The 17,662-nt window shown below is 60.3% G+C and carries 7 protein-coding genes and 2 pseudogenes; 2 read left to right on the top strand and 7 right to left on the bottom strand.

Annotation, left to right across the window (positions count from 1 at the left end):
• Nucleotides 1-47 precede the first annotated feature (47 nt).
• The 6 genes and pseudogenes from glyA to LHFGNBLO_RS02495 form a co-directional block, all read right to left on the bottom strand.
• Nucleotides 48-1,385 (bottom strand): serine hydroxymethyltransferase, encoded by a 1,338-nt coding sequence (glyA, locus tag LHFGNBLO_RS02470; protein WP_413774630.1) that lies wholly within the window; start codon nt 1,383-1,385, stop codon nt 48-50.
• Nucleotides 1,386-3,571: 2,186 nt separating this feature from the next.
• Nucleotides 3,572-3,726 (bottom strand): annotated as a pseudogene (locus LHFGNBLO_RS02475) (IS6 family transposase); the annotation flags it as partial.
• Between the two features lie 169 nt (nt 3,727-3,895).
• Nucleotides 3,896-4,426, bottom strand: a complete 531-nt coding sequence (locus LHFGNBLO_RS02480; RefSeq protein WP_258598550.1) for a tetratricopeptide repeat protein — start codon at nt 4,424-4,426, stop codon at nt 3,896-3,898.
• Nucleotides 4,427-4,441: 15 nt separating this feature from the next.
• Nucleotides 4,442-6,547: a type III secretion system export apparatus subunit SctV gene (gene sctV, locus LHFGNBLO_RS02485; protein ID WP_258599945.1), complete on the bottom strand. Its 2,106-nt coding sequence runs from the start codon at nt 6,545-6,547 to the stop codon at nt 4,442-4,444.
• A 410-nt stretch (nt 6,548-6,957) separates the two neighbouring features.
• A complete protein-coding gene (locus LHFGNBLO_RS02490) occupies nt 6,958-7,848 on the bottom strand; it encodes a hypothetical protein (RefSeq protein WP_258599947.1) in 891 nt (296 codons plus the stop codon).
• A gap of 408 nt (nt 7,849-8,256) precedes the next feature.
• Nucleotides 8,257-8,538 (bottom strand): nodulation protein NopC, encoded by a 282-nt coding sequence (locus tag LHFGNBLO_RS02495; RefSeq protein WP_258598547.1) that lies wholly within the window; start codon nt 8,536-8,538, stop codon nt 8,257-8,259.
• A 2,306-nt stretch (nt 8,539-10,844) separates the two neighbouring features.
• Between LHFGNBLO_RS02495 and LHFGNBLO_RS02500 the strand changes: the two genes are divergently transcribed.
• Together LHFGNBLO_RS02500 and LHFGNBLO_RS02505 are read left to right on the top strand one after the other, a co-directional pair.
• Nucleotides 10,845-12,986, top strand: coding sequence for a hypothetical protein (locus tag LHFGNBLO_RS02500; RefSeq protein ID WP_258599949.1), 2,142 nt, complete (start codon nt 10,845-10,847; stop codon nt 12,984-12,986).
• A 262-nt stretch (nt 12,987-13,248) separates the two neighbouring features.
• Nucleotides 13,249-16,782, top strand: coding sequence for an indolepyruvate ferredoxin oxidoreductase family protein (locus LHFGNBLO_RS02505; protein WP_319944148.1), 3,534 nt, complete (start codon nt 13,249-13,251; stop codon nt 16,780-16,782).
• 23 nt (nt 16,783-16,805) lie between these two features.
• Here the strand turns inward: LHFGNBLO_RS02505 and LHFGNBLO_RS02510 are convergent.
• A pseudogene (locus LHFGNBLO_RS02510) lies at nt 16,806-17,229 on the bottom strand (IS66 family transposase); the annotation flags it as partial.
• Between the last annotated feature and the right edge of the window lie 433 nt (nt 17,230-17,662).

Here is a 17,662-nt window from a genome sequence, read left to right on the forward strand (position 1 = left end):
CTCGCTTCAGATGTTGGAGTTAGGTGGCAACCTTCGATTTGCCCGCCTTACCTGTCGGTGATGCCAGGGACCTCGAACGCAGCGCAGAAGTCGGCGACCTCTCTCCGCACCCAGGCATGGACATCCGGATCATTGGGCTGGCGGCAGACCAGGTCGATGAAGGCGGCAATCTGCACCATTTCCGCCTCGCGCATGCCCATGGACGTCATAGCTGGCGACCCCAGGCGAATTCCGCTTGTGACCGCCGGATGGCGCGGGTCGCCCGGCACCATGTTAAAATTCGTAATGATGCCTGCCTTTGCCAATCGCTCCGCATAGGCTTTGCCTGACAGTGGTCGATCGCGCATATCAAGGATCAGCATGTGATTGTCAGTCCCCCCGGTGACCAGGTCATACCCTCGCTCCAGAAGCGCCTGGGCCAGCGCCTTGGCATTCTTGACGATCTGCTGACCGTAGACACGGAAGGACGGGTTCGCGGCTTCCTGCAAAGTGACAGCTAGAGCGGCGATGATATTCATATGCGGTCCGCCCTGCAGGAGAGGGAACACCGCACGGTCTATACGTTTGGCCAGATTGTGTTTGCTTTTCGGATGATAGAGCGCCTGATAGCGATCTTCATTCCTTGACAAAATGAAGCCCCCGCGGGGACCGCGGATTGACTTGTGAGACGTGCTGCTGACGACGTCGCAATGGCCGACGGGGTTCGGGTGCGCTCCCGCGACAATGAGGCCGCTTATGTGCGCGATGTCGGCCACGAGATAGGAGTTCACCTCCGAAGCGATTTCCGCCATTGCCGCATAGTCAAAAACGCGGGCATAAGCAGTTCCGCCGACCCAAATGAGTTTCGGCCGTTCCCGCTTGGCCGTCTCGCGCAAGCGGTGATAGTCAATCTGCTGCGTCTTTTCGTGCAGCCCATAGGGGACGCGTTTGTAATCAGCGCCGGAGAAGTTGACGGCCCATCCATGTGTCAGATGACCCCCACCGGGGAGAGACAAGCCCATCACCTTGTCGCCCGGGCTCAAAAGCGCGCGATAGACAGCCTGATTGGCCGGCGAGCCGGAATAAGGCTGGACGTTGGCGTGTTCGCTGCCAAATAGTGTTTTCAAGCGCTCAATGGCGAGGTTCTCAAGCTCATCGACGATCTCGTTTCCCGCGTAGTAGCGCGCACCGGGGTATCCCTCGGCGTACTTGTTCGTGAAAATCGAGCCGGTCGCTTCCAGCACGGCCGAAGAGGCGAAGTTCTCAGAAGCGATCAGTTTGAGCGTCGTGCGCTCCTGCCGCTCCTGTCTAAGAAGCAGTTCGTGAGCGCGGCAATCGACCGCGGCCAAGGGAGACCGTCCGTAGGTGTCGGGCTGCGCGATGGCGCCGTCGGCGGAGTTGTCAATGATAGTTTCGCGCTCCGCTTTTTTGGGTTGGTCTGTCTCGACGATTAAGCAGGAGGTCCCCTTCGCCCGAGCGTCTTGCATCGTCGCTTCGAGGCGTTGTAGGTCTCGTTTATGATGGCCATGGTTGGGGGGCAGGAGATCGACCAAGAATTGAACCAGACCGCCGTCCTTGCCTCCTGCTTTCAGATAGTAGGACCGACGTTGATCGTCGCACCAAAGAAAATCGGCTCTGGCGAGCAGCCTAAGGTGTCGCAGAACGTGCTCGCGACGCAGACCCATAATCTCGGCCAGCTCGCAGACAGTTAGGTCTGCATGCGCGCAAAGGCCCAGGATTCGAAGGCGATCAAGATGCGCTGCCGTCCGCAGACGTCTGACCAGTGTCATCATCGGTCAGCACCAATCCGGGTAGCATAAGCAAACATTGCCACTTCCATCTCCTTCAACCAGGATGAGATCTCTTCTTGGCATTCGCTCAATCGAAGACTAAATGCTGCGCGGCGGTCGGACATATGAAACAAGTCAGGGTTTTGCCGCCAGGGACTTGGATGTTGTGGCGAGCGTATCATTGCCGACAATTTTTTGCGCTAAGTCTCTGTGAATTTCGTTGAAGGATATATTTCAACCCCAGAAAATGGACATTGCGATATGCTGGTCAGGCAGTGGCCGGCGAACTGCTTGGCCAGGCAGGTATGCGGAATCAAACGTCTACCTCGTCTGTCGTTTTTGCACGACTGGATCAGTGTTTTTGGAAGCGCCGGCCGGTAAACCTTTCGATGCCGTCCTTAGCCCGGCCAGTAGGGGGCGCCGCGCTGTTTGCGAAACGTCCTGTCACGTTGAGGGAGTGTCTGTTGGGATTGGTGACAATGTGACACGGTTTCGCCACAATTTAGCCGCGCCGATGCCTCAATGTTTGACGAGATACGCGGCGTTGCCTGAGACGGTTCGGTCCGGCACCGGCTCGTAGCCCCCCGCCCACGGGTCAGCGTCGGATCGAACCTCGGCTTTCCTGGAAAATGAAACTACTCCCCAGAATAGCCCTCCCGAAATTGCAGAGGCTTCTTCTGGAGATAATTCGGTCAAACCGTAAGCTGACATATCCGCCCTTGTCTCCTTTCTAGAGCTCAAATAGGACGATGAATCCGTGATGCCGGTCCGCGGCAGGTGCCGCCGCACAATGAGAACCTCAAGAGTCATGCCAACCCGCGCAGGAAGCGCCTCAGAACAACCGTTCCGAATGTCTATTCAATGGCTCAACTGAGAGTGCGGCGGCACGCCGACTGAAACATCACCCTGTTTGGGACGCGACAAACCCGACAACACGGAGCGCGAGGTGCGAGAACGGCAACGAGTAAATTGTGCAATCGGGCGAGCCGCTGACGCTTGTGCTGAACCGCGCGGCCCGCGAAGTCAGTCTGTCGTCCGGATGCTCGACCGCAGTTGCCCCCGCCCAGAGGGCCAAATCACCGCGGCCCTCATTGGCCTTCGACGACCTTCGACTCGTCGGCTTCTCGAAAGCGCCAGTTGTCAGAGCAATGAGGAAATTCATGGCAGGGTGGCAATTTGCGAGCCTTGATCAACCAGAGGGGCCATAACAGTGTCGGCTGTGAGTCCTGCCGGAACGCACACGCCAGACAGTGACCCACGCAGGGCTGCCGGATCCGCTCCCCCGGAGTGCGCCACCGAACCGGTGGATCTCGGTTCCGGCGGCGACAGGCGTGCCGATCTCGACGGCCGCCACCTCGTTGGCCTCAAGCCCCCCATCTGACCTGCTACCACCACGCGACAAGCGCCCCCGCCATGGAAGAGATCGTCTCGACATCAGGTGCAGTTCCGGCATCCCGCTCGAACACATGCGGTGCTCGCCTCAGCGCCATCGCTTCTCGCGTGCACGCCTCGTGAGGCTAGCAAAGGGGATGGAATGTGCCCGACGGCTCGGCCGCAGCATGCAGGATCAGGAACGACCATGGCTGCCGCGCCCGCGATCGTGCCAGTGCACTCCGCTCGACTTCCCGGAGTGCAACGTCTCTGTTTCGAGAGCTTGCCAAGATAGCGCTTGTGCCGCGCCATGTCGCATCATAGATGCGCCCCGCATAACCACCAGGGCGGGGACGCCGCAGCAGATTGCCGCTTCGCTGCAAGAGCCGCCGCCCCGCGCTGCAATACCGTCTCAAATACTTTGTCGATCATCGCCTGCTCAGTCGTCGAATGTACTCGATCCGGAACTTCCTGACCCAACGACGGATTGTCTCGTAGGGGACCACAATGCCGCGCTCCAGCAGCATTTCGTCAACCAGACCCAAGCTCAGCGGAAATCGGAATAAAGCCGGACCGCGTGAGCAATGACCTCGGGCGGCGGTGGCGATTGTAGCTAACGGGCGAACCGTTCATACCGTCGCCCTATGCTCCAAAAGCTGACCGCCAGTTAACGTAACACCGCCTGCATACCTGCTGTGTCTGCTTGTGTAGGTCCAATGCCGTCACAGCTCGCGTACAGCGCTCCCGCTATGCCTCTATCGCGATGGTGCCAACGCACTCCGTTTGGACTTCCCGTCAAACGCTAGCGACAGGTTGAGATTATGGTGCAACATCTGATTCTCTGGCTCTGCTTCGAGAGCTTGGCGGTATAGCGCTTGTGCCGCGTCATGCCGCCCCTCGTTATCCAAGACAACTCCCTTCGCATTCAATGCACGCAAATTTCCTGGGACGGCAACTAAGACGCTGTCGAGTACCTGAAGCGCCTCATGCGCGCGTTCCTGCGCCAGCAAGGCCTTCGTAAGACGGATTGCCGCATCGACATTGTCCGGATGCTGCTTCAGATCATCCCGCAAAGCCTGCACTTGAGAATCCTGACTGACTGCGCGCCAAATGCGTTCGCGCATAGCCGGATCGATGTTATTGGCGCCCAGCAACTCTGGTGGCGATGTCTCCTTCACTGAAAGACCCGGCTTATTCCAGCTAGCGCAACCCGCGAGAGGCAGAATGGCGAGCACTGCGAAGAGAACTGAGTACGGCGCAGCGACTGCATTCTCATGTGAATTCATGCTTGGTTTTCCCTATCATCGAGCGCTTTGGCTGTCAGTTGGCGGCAACGCCGATATTGCGCGGTTTCCGTGATGTTCCAATATTGGTTCCAGTCGGAGCTTGATCGATCCGGCGGGCTGAATCGTGAAGTCGGAGGCGAGGTCCTGATAAGACAGAACAGCAAGATCGATCCCGTTTCGGCTTAGAAAACCGCGGACGAAGCGTCGGACATCCATTGAAGTCAATACGACAGGGAGGGTCTGACCTGGTGCTGCGCTGGAAAGGATCTGACGCATCTGTGACAGCAGCGCTTCGCTTTGCCGATCCTCTAACACGAGATATGGGCCTGCAGCCGAATCCCGAACCGCGCTGCGCATGAAATCCTCAGTCTCACGTTCGATAACGAAGGCGGGCACGATTCCGTGTGTGGCATAGCGGTGACAGATCTGCCGCTTCATGCCAGAACGAACGTATTCCGTGAGCAGTGCGACGTTTTGCTCACGTTCGCTCCATTCGGCCAATGCCTCCAAGACGAGTCGGGTATTGCGGATGGGGATACCTTCATCCAGCAGGCGGCGCAGCACATCGGCAATCCGAGGGATTGGCGTGGTGCGCAGCACCTCCTTCACCAGATCAGCGTATTCCTGCTCCATGCGACCCAGCAAATGGCGGGTTTCTTGGATGCCCACCAAGCGCGGTGCATAGCGGGTCAAGGTCGCATGGATACGCAACGCGAGGCGTTCGCTGGGACGGTGATGCCCGATGCCGGCGGCATTGAGAGCCGGCGCATGGCTTTGTTCGACCCAGATTTTGTCCATTTCTGGATCATGCCGAAATGGGATGCCGCTCGATTCAATGCTCGCCAGATCGTCTGTGAGGGTGAGCTGTGTCGGATTAATCAAATCCTGTTCGACTGGCACGCCCTCGACATCTATCCTGAATTGCGACTCGGGCAGCTGCTGGTCGACCGCGACTGGGATGCGCGGAACGACAATGCCGAGATCGGCTGAGACTAGTTGCGAAACGCGTGCAATGTGCTGTTGTAATTCAACTTGGTCGATCGCATGCGTAAGGCTCGGCGCAAGGAAGAAGGCGATCGGACATGCCTCTGCAGGGACGGTTTCCTTCTCTACTGGCGCTGCAGTTGCAGCATCGACCTTGCCGGCGCCCGGCACATCACCCTTGACAATGCTTGCCGCGGCGAAGACTGCGGCCAAGATCAGAAAGACGGGCAGGGGGAAACCAGGAACGAACCCCATCACAACCAAGACGCAGGCCGCCAGCCGCAATGCTCGCTTACTGGCGGTGAGTTGCTTGACTATGTCCGTACCAAGGTTGGAACTTGCAGCCCCAGTTACGCGAGTGACGATGGTCGCCGCCGTAATTGAGAGCAGCAGGGCCGGAATCTGCGAGATCAACGCATCACCTATCGTCAGCAGAGTATAGTGATGCAGCACCTCGCCGAACGACATGCCCTTCGAGAGCAGGCCGATCGAAATCCCACCCAGCATGTTGATGAAGATAACCACCAGCCCCGCAATGGCGTCGCCCTTCACAAATTTCATCGCGCCATCCATCGCGCCATAAAGTTGGCTTTCCCTCTCCAATGTGGCGCGCCGCCTGCGCGATTCGTTGGCATCGATGTGGCCGTTGCGTAACTCTGCGTCGACCGCCATTTGCTTGCCCGGCAGAGCGTCGAGCGTGAAGCGCGCCGCCACTTCTGCGACACGTTCAGCGCCCTTCGCGAGGACCATGAATTGCACCATGGTCACGACCAGAAATATGACAAAACCTACGACGATATTGCCTGAGATTACGAAATCGCCGAAGGTGTGGATGATGCTGCCTGCCTCCCCCTCGGCCAGGATCAGTCGCGTCGTTGCGATGGTGAGCGCCAGACGGAATACCGTGGATATCAAAATGACGCCGGGCAACGACGAAAAATCGAGTGGCGTGCTGACATACAGGGCGACCAATAGCAGCAGTATGGCCAATCCCATATTGAATCCGATCAGCGTGTCGATCACCATGATCGGGATTGGCATGACCATCATAGCTACGGCTAGAAGCAGCATCAACGCGACCATTAAGTCCGGGTTGGCCGGCGCACGCTCGATGAAGTTACGCAAAACGTTGGCCATCCGAGGCCCCTCTATGATGGTTTGAGAATTGCTCTGCTGCTACGCAGCTTTCGAAGACCCATCAGAGGGCATCGCTTGCGCTTGAGAACGAGAGGCAGGCACGAGGACGTGCTTGCCAGGAGGTACCCAGTCTGTCCAGAACCGTAAGGGCCTCACCGCTGATGACCTTCGAGATGAACGCATACGCGATCAGCTGTATATCCCGAAAACTACCGTGGGCAGCGAGCCGCAACCGGAGCCGCTAGCCTTTGATCAAGCTGCTCCGGTTCTGCCGGAGCAGCACAATTCGCCGTAACTCGTCCCGCGGGACGACGATGCCTTCACGCACCGCACGATAGCGAGGCGACAGGATAGATGGGGCAGCTTGACCACGGCGTTCTCCTTAATATGGCCTGCGAACTTGGAAATCATTAATACGGGAGAGCAGCAAGGCGGCCATTTCGGCTGAGCAGGACACGACGGTCCTCGATCCGATCGACCATCCACCCATCACCCAAAATGGCGCCGACAAAATACTTCTCACCAGCGATTACGACATACGGCAGGGGCCCGCGCCAAACAGCTTCAACGGCGATTGCGGATGGCGCCTTCTCCTCTTTGATGACCACTCCATTGACCAGTGTTAGAGCGCCCTTCGTGCGATGATCGAACCACTGCTGAACCTTCTGCCAACCGATGACCGATGCAGACGTGACGGTCCCTTCAGCGGTCACAACACCCTTTGCGGAGCCGATCTTAATATCGAGCAGGCCCGCTTTGTCGACTTCCTGTTGCAGGTCTTTGGCCGCTGCCACGTTAGTCTGATCGTCAGCGCGGTTACTGCTCAGCTTGGACTCAAGGTCGGCACCAGGTGAATTGGTGCTCAATGCACCAGCGTTGCCGTAGTAGGAGAAAATGGCCGAGAGCGCGCCGATCCCGAGAGAGCCGAGTAACACCAAGGCAAGCACGGAGATGGAAAGACGTGGTATGCCGATCGCACTGGCTGGCGCAGCATCCTGCACTGACCAGAGAATGGACATCGCGCCTGCATGAATGACGACCGGAAGGGGCACCACAACGCACTCCCCTGCCGCAATATTCCTGTTGTCTTCCATCCTGAGGCCGGCTGCAAGCGCCTCGACCTCGATCGAATTGCCAAGAAGAGCCATACGAAAATGATGCGGCGCGAGTCCTTGCTCGACGAAGATTATATCCGCATCGAGGCCACTGCCGATCAAGCCCGTTTCTAGAGCCGCCTTACCGGTCAGTCCGCAATAGAGCCCCGACAGAACTTCGAAATGAAGGGAAACGGCGTCATTCAAGGATGATCTCCCGAACAAGAAGAGAAGCCGCACGGCAATTGCCATGCGGCTCATCTTGGTTCCACATCGCGCCACCTGGGGGGGGGCACGTTCGGGGCTACTCTAGAGCCCCGCTTCCGACACTACTGAACGCGTTCGTCGGCCGCCTTCTTGATTGTGTTGAGGTTGGTCGTAAGAGTGCGCAGCTGGATACTCCTAGCCGTAGCCTCCAAGCTAACCGCCGTTAGCTCCGCGAGTTGCGCCTGGAACGCGGCAGCCCCAGCAGCTTTGGTAGCTACGTCTACAGCACCTGAAGCGGCAGTACCAGCCGCACTAGTAGCAGTACCTACTTTACTCATGTTGTTTTCCTTTCTGTTCAAACTGTGCCGTCACCAACAGCACGCACCTCCTGACGCGGACCATCCGACGTCAGGCATCCTCTTCAGTTTCTGCCATAGCATCCTCCGCTTCATCCATGGCATCGCTTGCAATTTGCAGCGCAACCGCACGAAGAGTGCTTTCGAACTCGCTTTGAACTGCAGCTTGGTCAGAAATGGTTGGACGATCCGCCGGTTCGCTCCCGCCAACCGGCCTGCTCTGACCAGAAGACCCGGTGGATCCTTGATGCGGCTGTCCATCCGAATGTCCATGGCCCTTTTGGGCCAAGGAAACACCGATGTTGCCACCTCCACTACCAATTGCTGCGACCATCAGTTACTCCGGCATCTGTTTCCATTGGTGGCGACGCGTAACAAGCTCAATCTCCTCAAGCTATGAGCGTGAGCTTTCGAGAAGCTGACGAGTCTCAACAAAATGCGGCGCTACCGCAAAATAAATGGTCGTGCACGATCTGGCCTTCGTGCGCGGCAAGGTCATGATGTGGACAGTCGGTTCTAGCGCGGCAGTTGTAGTGACGCGAATGATGTTGTCGCCTTAAGATGGCGCAAAGAAAGCCAGGACATGTCAGGCCGTGACTGAGCGCCCACCGTCGGTGCGGTCCTCCTCACAGGTGACGCCGGTTGCCGCCTGCCATCAGGCTGTGCTGTGGCCGTACTCCTGCTCTCCGCTCTCTCTTAGTCACCGATTGCACGCACGCGACGCCTGTTTGTGCCGGTATTAAACGTCTGCGATCCGCGCGTCGGCCGCCCAACCTACGGCGCTACCGCGTGCGCATCACCTGGATATCCATTCGGTCGTCCTACGCTTCCGGCGCGTCCAGGCTGCGCCACTGCGCTATCAATAGCCGCTGCCGGTCAGTGACCCGCCGGCCTGAGCGCGTCTGTGCTCCCCGCCTTCGATGCGAAGTTTTTTCAGCGGGCCACCAACGCAGCTTCGGGGAACTAAACGCGGTGTCCACTGGATCATTGCCATCCTTCTTGCGCGAGTTGACATCAAGCAGGGCGCCACGCCGGAATCGACGTGGCACGAAGAGAGGCGGCGGTTGCGTTCATTTGGGCCAGGCAGCGCTCGACGACCAAGCGTCTAAGGATCACCGACAACGCTGAACGTATCTCCCCTGCATCGGAGCTAGACCATGACTGGTATTGGCCGAACCGGGAAATCGTTCATTTGGGAACCTGCAGCCGACCGCATCAGGGGAGGGCACGGCTCTCGCGCTGATCTTGTGAGGAGGCGCTGGGGTAGACGCACGTTCATGGGTTGTGGCGGGCTGTCGAGCAGGACTGATATGTTCTCGACGGGAACGTCCAGGATCGCCGCAGTACCAAGGCCGCTAGGCGCCTGCTCACCGTCTGTTGAACAACAGGCCTGGCACCAACGCGCATCATTACCGACAGCTGCGCTCCTACAGAGCGACGAAACGGCAGGTCATCCCGGATGTCGAGCACCGCGCGCACAGGGGCCCTAACATTGGGCCAAGAATTCCCACGAGCCGCTGCAAAAGCGCACGAGCAAGGCTTCCGTTCGCTGGAAAACCTGCAGCACTTCTTCGATCTTCTCAACCTTCCGTAATCTGTTCGCGCAGCCGGCTCAAAGCGCTCCATCGGTCAACGCTATCGCGGAACGGAAAGTTATGGCCCGAGCCCCCGCCTGACATTTCCGTCTGCGCTCCCTTCACGTCCAACTAAGATACCCCAATCGCTAACGCATGAGCCAGGTCGGTTTTTGCGTCCCGAGGAGCCCTTCGTCAGCTAATCGTCAGATAGGCGGTCTAGACCTGCCACGCCAAGCCAGCCTGAACTCAATGCGAAATATAGGAGTGCGAATCGTCATGTATGGTCAATTGGTGGCTCGTCCGATGTGCACTACCCCCACTTTGGCTAAGCTGACCTTGGTAACCGCCCGGCGATCGGACGCAGAAGCCAAAGGCTTGCAGACATGGCTGCCCGGATGCGCTTAGCCGGAGCAGGTTCCAGCGGCAGCTCATTTTCGGCGTAAGTGGGCGAACAACCGTGCCGGTGAAGGCAGCAAGCAAGCCCACACTAGTCTCTGCTGAGGACAAAGAGCAGTGGTACAGGGCGCACCAAGCTCCCGCAGGTCAGGGCCCAGATCCACTACGGCTGAGCGACATCAGCCCCAACACAATGGCGCATTCTTGCCAATATCGGAGATGTAATATGACGGGCATTGGTCGATCTGGCAGATCGCGCATAGGGAATGCTGGAGCCGACAGCACGTTGGGGGCGAGCAGTTCGCGCTCGCAATCCAGTGTTGCTCCTGGGGACGGCAGTCAATCGTTCGGATCCGTTGTCGAGCGGATCCGCTCTGGGGCTCAAGATAGAGGGACGTCCTCCGCGCGCGGTGCCGATGATGCCCTGGGCGACGGGTCTTCCGGCCACTCCGTTGGCGCACATCGAACCCTGACTGCTGCGCCACGTGAAGCCGCTGCGCCACCTGCGGCGGTTGCGCGGCAACGCGATTTTCCCTCAGTCTCGGAGGGTGGAGCCACGGCGTCCGAGGGCGGAGCTACGGCGCCGGTCGCCAGCCAGCCTGCAAGTTCGAGTGTGGCAGTTCCCACTTCTTTGACAGGCGAAGAAATCAACGCGGCAAAGCTACGAATGCTCGGCCTGCTTAACGAGCTTGACGGTTGCCGTGATGCGGCCCTGCGCGGACACAACTCGTGGGAGGAGGCGCAAGATCAGATGGATCGGCTCATCAATGCAGGCTCGACAGTTCTGAACTACTACGCAAGCCTGCCCCCGGCAGTGGCGCGTAGCATTCTGTCCGACGATCGGGCGCGTGAATTCCGCGACGAAACGCTCAATCGGGCGAAGCAATGCAACACGTTGGCCACCAATATACTCTACAACTTGCGCGAAAAAAGGGAGGCTGCGGACGCGGTACTCCACAAGTTGCGCGCATCCAGCACTCCCCGCGACCAGCTGAGCCGAGCAGTTTCCAGTGTGGCGAAGCACTATGTGGCCCTCATGGAGTGGTGGGAAAAGAAGCTGCGGCGCTGCGAACGGATGCGGTCCGTCTGCGCCGCCACTGCCAACTTACCGAGCGCAACGGCCGAGATGCGAGAGGGCGAACAGGCCGCACTGCGCGTGCACACCGGCTGGGCAGCGAATTTGAAGGTCATGGTGCTGCAATCGCGGGTCGCTCTCGCGCAGCTCAAGATTGAGCCGCTGGCGAGCACATTCGAAACAGCCGTGAGGGAAATCCTCATAGGTGAGGACCGGAAGGTGCGTCTGCTGGGGACCTTCATCAGCGACGTTTTTCCGGCATTCCACTCGACCCGCGACGCTGTGATGTCCAGCGAAGGGCGTCCACTCGACGCAGAGCACCGCGCCGTGCTGGAAGGAGTCATGGAGCGGCTTTCGGAATTTGGATTGGCGTTGCACGACATGCTTGCCAAGTTAGGCGATGACCGAACAGGTGCCGGCCTCCCATTGGAACTGTTGGGCCAGATCGTGGACGACGCATGGATCACTGCGCACGAGGTCATGCACTTCCTGGAACTGCAGCCGAAGTCGCCAGCCATCATTGCATCGCCGGCAGCCGCTGGTGCTGCAAAACCGGCCGGCACTGCCGGCACGGCTACAATCGCCGAAACCTTGGCACAACAACTGCAGACCAAAGCCATCATTGCACCGCCGGCCGACGCTCGCGCTGCGATACCGGCCGACACTGCCAGCGAGGCTGCAGGGGCCCAAGGCACTGCAGTGGGCAAGAAACGGAAAGCGAAAGGGAAAGACAGGCAGGCCGCTGGCGCCGGCACTTCGGCCGCCGGTGCTAGCTCTTCGGCCGCCGGCCAGCCGGAGCCGCAAGTCGCTGCAAACGACGGCGATCCGGCGCCAGCAGCCAAGGTTGTCGTGCTTTCCGATCTAGGTACGAAAAAGCTCGTGAGTGCGGAGGAGGCGCCGGATGCGAGTGCGTCGGCGGCGGCTGCACGCTTGGCGATCTGGCAGGCCCCGGCTTCGGAGCAGATGCTGGCACGGTTGGCCGAACTCCTGAAGTTCGATCTGGCTGGTCAGCAAAAGGCCGTCTCGCAAGCGCGCCAGATGAAACCCGAGAACGCCGAACACGTCGTGGACACCGTGGTCGAGCGTCTGCAGACCCAGGCCGCCGAGATGCAGGCCTGTCTGGCCGCGTTTAAGCAGCATGATAGTCTCCTCCGACTCTCGCCTTCGCAAGTACCCAAAGTGCACGAAGACACAGAACAGCTCAAGAGAATGTTGGGCCAGGCGCAGGGACTGGCCAAGGCTTTGAAAGAGCAAAAGGCCACGATTACGATCGAATGCATGAAGACCTACGCATTTCCGTCGCAGAAGTACCTTGAACACTTGCGGCAGGCCAAGGAGTTGACGCCTGCGGATCCACCGCAGCCGTTGAGGGGGGAGCCAGGGACGCTGTTCGAGATCCGGCTGCAGCCCAAGGCGCTGCGCAATGGTGCAAAGCCGAAACCGATGTGGGTGCACATCCATACGAAGGAGTCGGTACATGCGGGGCAGTTGGCGACGCTGAATGACGCCGACTTCGTCGCTTGCCACGTCAAATCCAATGAACAGCGCGGCCACAATCGCCAGTGGCAGGACGCCCGGGCTGCGATCGGTCACGAGAACGTCGTAATCCACCGCGGCAAGCTCACCCCTGCGTTCTGCAAGTCCCTGTTGACCGGAGGGCTCAGCGGCTACCCACGCCATCCGCTTGCCGCGGTGGAGCACCGGTCAACACCGGCTGCTCGACACGCGATATAGTCGGGGGCTCGCAGTAAAGTGCCGCTTGTGGTGACACCATGAGTCATACCTCCGAAATCTGGAGGCCAGAGGGTCGTTGGTCCAGATGCTGGCAGTTGAGCCTCTCTGGTCTTGAGCCAAACAGCGTATGCCGCGAACTGCACGGGTTGCCGGCCCCGCACCTCAATTATCGCAAAGAGGGCGAGCGGCGCTGGTGCGCGGAACACTCCGGCCAAAACTTGCCTGAAGCGGACGCCCGATTTGAGCTGTCGCGTCGAAGGAATTGCAGATGACGCTTCATGACATTGCGCTCGACGACAAATTCGACCTTTCCAAGGAGCGCATCTTCCTGTCGGGCGCGCAGGCGGTCGTGCGTATGCTCCTCATGCAGCGCGAGCGCGATCGCCGCGCGGGGCTTAACACCGCCGGCTTCGTTTCGGGCTATCGCGGCTCGCCGCTCGGCGGTCTCGACCTCCAGCTCTGGAAAGCCAAACGGCAGCTTGCCGACGCCAGCATCGTTTTCCAGCCCGGGCTGAACGAGGAACTGGCCGCTACGGCCTGCTGGGGTACGCAGCAGACGGAACTGCTCGGTGAAGGCAAATATGACGGCGTTTTTTCGATCTGGTACGGCAAGGGTCCGGGCGTCGACCGCTCCGGCGACGTTTTTCGCCACGCCAATCTCGCCGGATCGTCCAGGTATGGCGGTGTGCTCGCCCTGATGGGCGACGACCACATGGCGGAATCATCCAGCAACGCGCACGCCACCGAGTTCGTGTTCGTCGATACCATGATCCCAATCCTCAATCCGGCGGGCGTGCAGGAACTGATCGAATACGGCCTTTACGGCTACGCCATGTCGCGCTTCGCCGGTACCTGGGCGGCGATCAAATGCGTCAAGGACAATATCGAATCGACGGCTTCGGTGGATGCGTCGCTTGACCGGCTGAACATCATCATCCCCGAGTTCGACATGCCGCCCAGCGGTTTGAATATCCGCCACGAGCTCGACCAGCTCGGCCAGGAAGCGCGTCTGCACGAACACAAGCGTGCCGCAGCGGCGGCCTTCATCAAGGCCAATGATCTCAATCGAATCGTCTATTCGGGCGGCCGAAATCCGAAGATCGGCATCATCACCATCGGCAAGAGCTATCTTGACGTACGCCAGGCGCTGGAGGATATCGGCGTCGACGAGGCCCGCGCCAACCAGCTCGGCGTGCGGCTGTTCAAGATAGGCTGCCCGTGGCCGCTCGACTTCGAGCACATTGCGGATTTCGTGCGTGGCCTGGAGAAGGTGATCGTCGTCGAGGAGAAGCGCTCGCTGATCGAAGTCCAGCTGCGCGAGAGCCTCTACAACACGGCCATGCAGCCCATGGTGATTGGCAAGAAGGACGAGCGCGGCGGCTGGCTTTTCCCGGCCAAGGGTTCCCTCGACCCTAATGATATCGCGATCGCGCTCGGCGAGCGCATCGTCGAGACGATCGGACCGTCGGAGGAGATTTCTGCACGGGTCGCTCGGCTAAAGCAGTTCCAGGCGATGCTTGCCGACAAGAAGGACATTGGCGCGCGCACGCCATTCTTCTGCTCCGGCTGTCCGCACAATTCCTCGACCAAGGTGCCGGACGGCTCGATCGCCGCAGCCGGCATCGGTTGCCACTTCATGGCGCTGTGGATGGACCGCAACACCCTTGGCTTCACCGCCATGGGCGGCGAGGGCGCGCAATGGGTCGGCCAGGCGCCGTTCTCGAAGCGCGACCACATCTTCCAGAACCTCGGCGACGGCACCTACAACCATTCCGGCACGCTGGCTATCCGCTTCGCGCTGTCGACCGAGGCCAACATCACCTACAAGATTCTCTACAACGACGCCGTCGCTATGACTGGTGGCCAGCCGCTCGAAGGCAATCTGACCGTCGACATGATCGCGAGCCAGGTGCACGCCGAGGGCGTCGAGCGCATCGCCATCGTCACCGACGAACCCCGCAAGTATGCCGCCGCCGGGATAGGGTTTCCCGCCGGTTCCACCATCCACCATCGCGATGATCTCGACCTGGTGCAGCGGCAGTTGCGCGAGGTGAAGGGCGTGTCCGTGCTGCTTTATGACCAGACCTGCGCGGCCGAAAAGCGCCGCCGCCGCAAGCGCGGAACCTTTCCGGACCCCGACAAGCGCGTCATCATCAATGAGCTCGTCTGCGAAGGCTGCGGCGATTGCGGCGTCCAATCCAACTGCGCCTCGATCCAACCCGTCGAAACTGAGTTCGGCCGCAAGCGCCGCATTGACCAGTCGAGCTGCAATAAGGATTTCTCCTGCGTCAACGGCTTTTGCCCGTCCTTCGTCACCGTGCATGGCGCGAAGATTCGCAAGGCCGAAGGCATTGCAGGAAAATTCGATCCGCTCGAAGGCGTGCTGGAGCCACAGCTTTTTGCGCTCAACGGCGACGGCTGGTCGTCGATCATCGACGGCGTCGGCGGCACCGGCGTCGTCACAGTCGGCGCCATCCTCGGCATGGCGGCGCATCTGGAGGGCAAGGGCTGCGGCATGATCGACATGGCGGGCCTGGCGCAGAAGGGCGGGGCGGTCTTTTCACATGTCCGCATCGCAAAAACCCCTGAGGATATCCACGCCATCCGCGTCTCGGCGGGCAAGGCCGACCTCGTTCTCGGCTGCGACCTGGTCGTGTCGGGCAACAAGAAGGTGCTGGCGGCGGTGCGCGAGGGCCATACGATCTTCGTCGCCAACACCGCCGAGATCATGCCGGGCGACTTCGCGCGCTCGGCCGATTTTTCGCTGCCCGTGGAGCGGCTGAAGGAGGCCATTCGCGAGGCTGCCGGCGAAAACAAGGCGCATTTCTTCGACGCCACGCGCACTGCGTCGGCGCTGTTCGGCAATTCGCTCGGGGCCAACATGTTCATGCTGGGCTTCGCCTACCAGCATGGCGGGCTGCCGCTGCCGGCGGACGCGATCGAACGCGCCATCGAACTCAATGGCGAGTCGGTCGCCATGAATATCGCAGCTTTCCGCTGGGGACGGCGCGCGGCGCATCAGCCGGATTTCGTCAAAGGAATGCTCGGCCGACATGGCCAGGCGGCGGAGCCCGGTATCGCACAGACGCTTGACGAGATCGTCGCGCGTCGAGTGGAGTTCCTGACCGCCTATCAGAACGCCGCCTATGCGAAGCGTTACGCCGATCGTGTCGCGGCCGTCCGCAAGGCCGAGCAGGCAGTCTTGCCGGGCTCCGCCCCGGTCGCCGAGGCCGTGGCGAAAAACCTCTTCAAACTGATGGCTATCAAGGACGAGTATGAAGTCGCCCGCCTCTACACGGACGGATCGTTCCAGCGCCAACTGGCGGCGCAATTCCAGGAATACGACCGGCTGGAATTCCACCTCGCGCCCCCGATCATGGGCCGGCGCGGCGCGGACGGAAAGCCAAAGAAATCAAGTTTCGGGCCGGGGATGATGAAGGCATTCAGCCTGCTTGCGTCGCTGAAGGGCCTGCGCGGATCAGCGCTCGATCTGTTCGGCTATTCGGCCGAGCGGCGGACGGAGCGCGGCCTGCTCGCAAGCTACGAGGCCGATGTCGACCTTATCGCCCGCATCCTGACGCCAGCGAAGTTAGAGGCGGCTGCTGCCTTGGCGTCAGTCCCGGCTCTCATTCGCGGCTACGGCCACGTCAAGCAGGCCAGCGTGGAAAAGGCTGCGGGAGAGCGGGCCCGGCTTCTGGCGCGCCTTGAAAGCGCAGAGGCGAAACCGGAGCCGGAACGGCGGAACAAGCCGCTTTCTGTGGCAAGTATATCCTTGTACAATCCGACCTTAACGTAAAGATTTCCCTGGTACGCGCATGGTCCTCTTTTAGGCGATTGTGGCAAAGCTTGGCTCCCGGCGAGCTCGAACAATTTGCGCGCGCATTCGCCCTGCTTCGAGTACCGGCGGCGCGTAGCGTTCGCCATAGCCGCCATAGGCGTCGGCCTGCAGGATCGCGGACCAGGTGCCAAGATGGGCCCGTGGATGTTCGGCACGCCGGTAGCGCGAATAATGAAACAGCCCGGCGGACGGATCGACACCGCCGAACGCTGACATAGACCCGCAGCCTGCCATTATCGGCCTTGCCCTTGGCGAGGACCCGCACGTTTGTATCGCCGCCGTGCCAGCGGTCGGCGAGGAGGACATGAGGCTCGATCGACGATGGATGGGCACGAGCGCGAATGTGGCCGCGCCAACCTGGTCGGCGAGCGTCGGCAGGCTCAGCGGCACTCCTTCACGCGCAAAACACCCGGTCCTGGCGGTCTAATGGCCAAGGTCTCTCAAGTCGCCGCGATCGAGGTCGATCCGGTGATACGCCCTCCTGCATCCGTCTGCCCGGTGGCACTACGCGTGCAGGGATATCGGACGAGCCACCAATTCGACCATACGAGGCGGTCGCCTACTAGGCCGGCTTCGGCTACAAGGCGAAAGCCTTCGCGAGGATTGCCGCATCCTTGGGCTCAAGCCCATCCGCATCAAACCTACACGCCAAGACCAACGCAAGGCCGGGCGCTTCATCAAGCGTGGTCTTGGGGAATAGGCCTATGCCGTCCCATGCCCGACTTCCCAGCGCCGTCGAGCCGCCTGCCTGGCTTAATGGCTAGTGGAACAGACCCGCAGCCTAAACCCACAACGCCAATCAGCAGACGCGGCCTCACCGAGGACAGCCTGTTGAGGC

The organism is Mesorhizobium sp. AR10 (genome assembly GCF_024746795.1).
GTDB lineage: Bacteria > Pseudomonadota > Alphaproteobacteria > Rhizobiales > Rhizobiaceae > Mesorhizobium.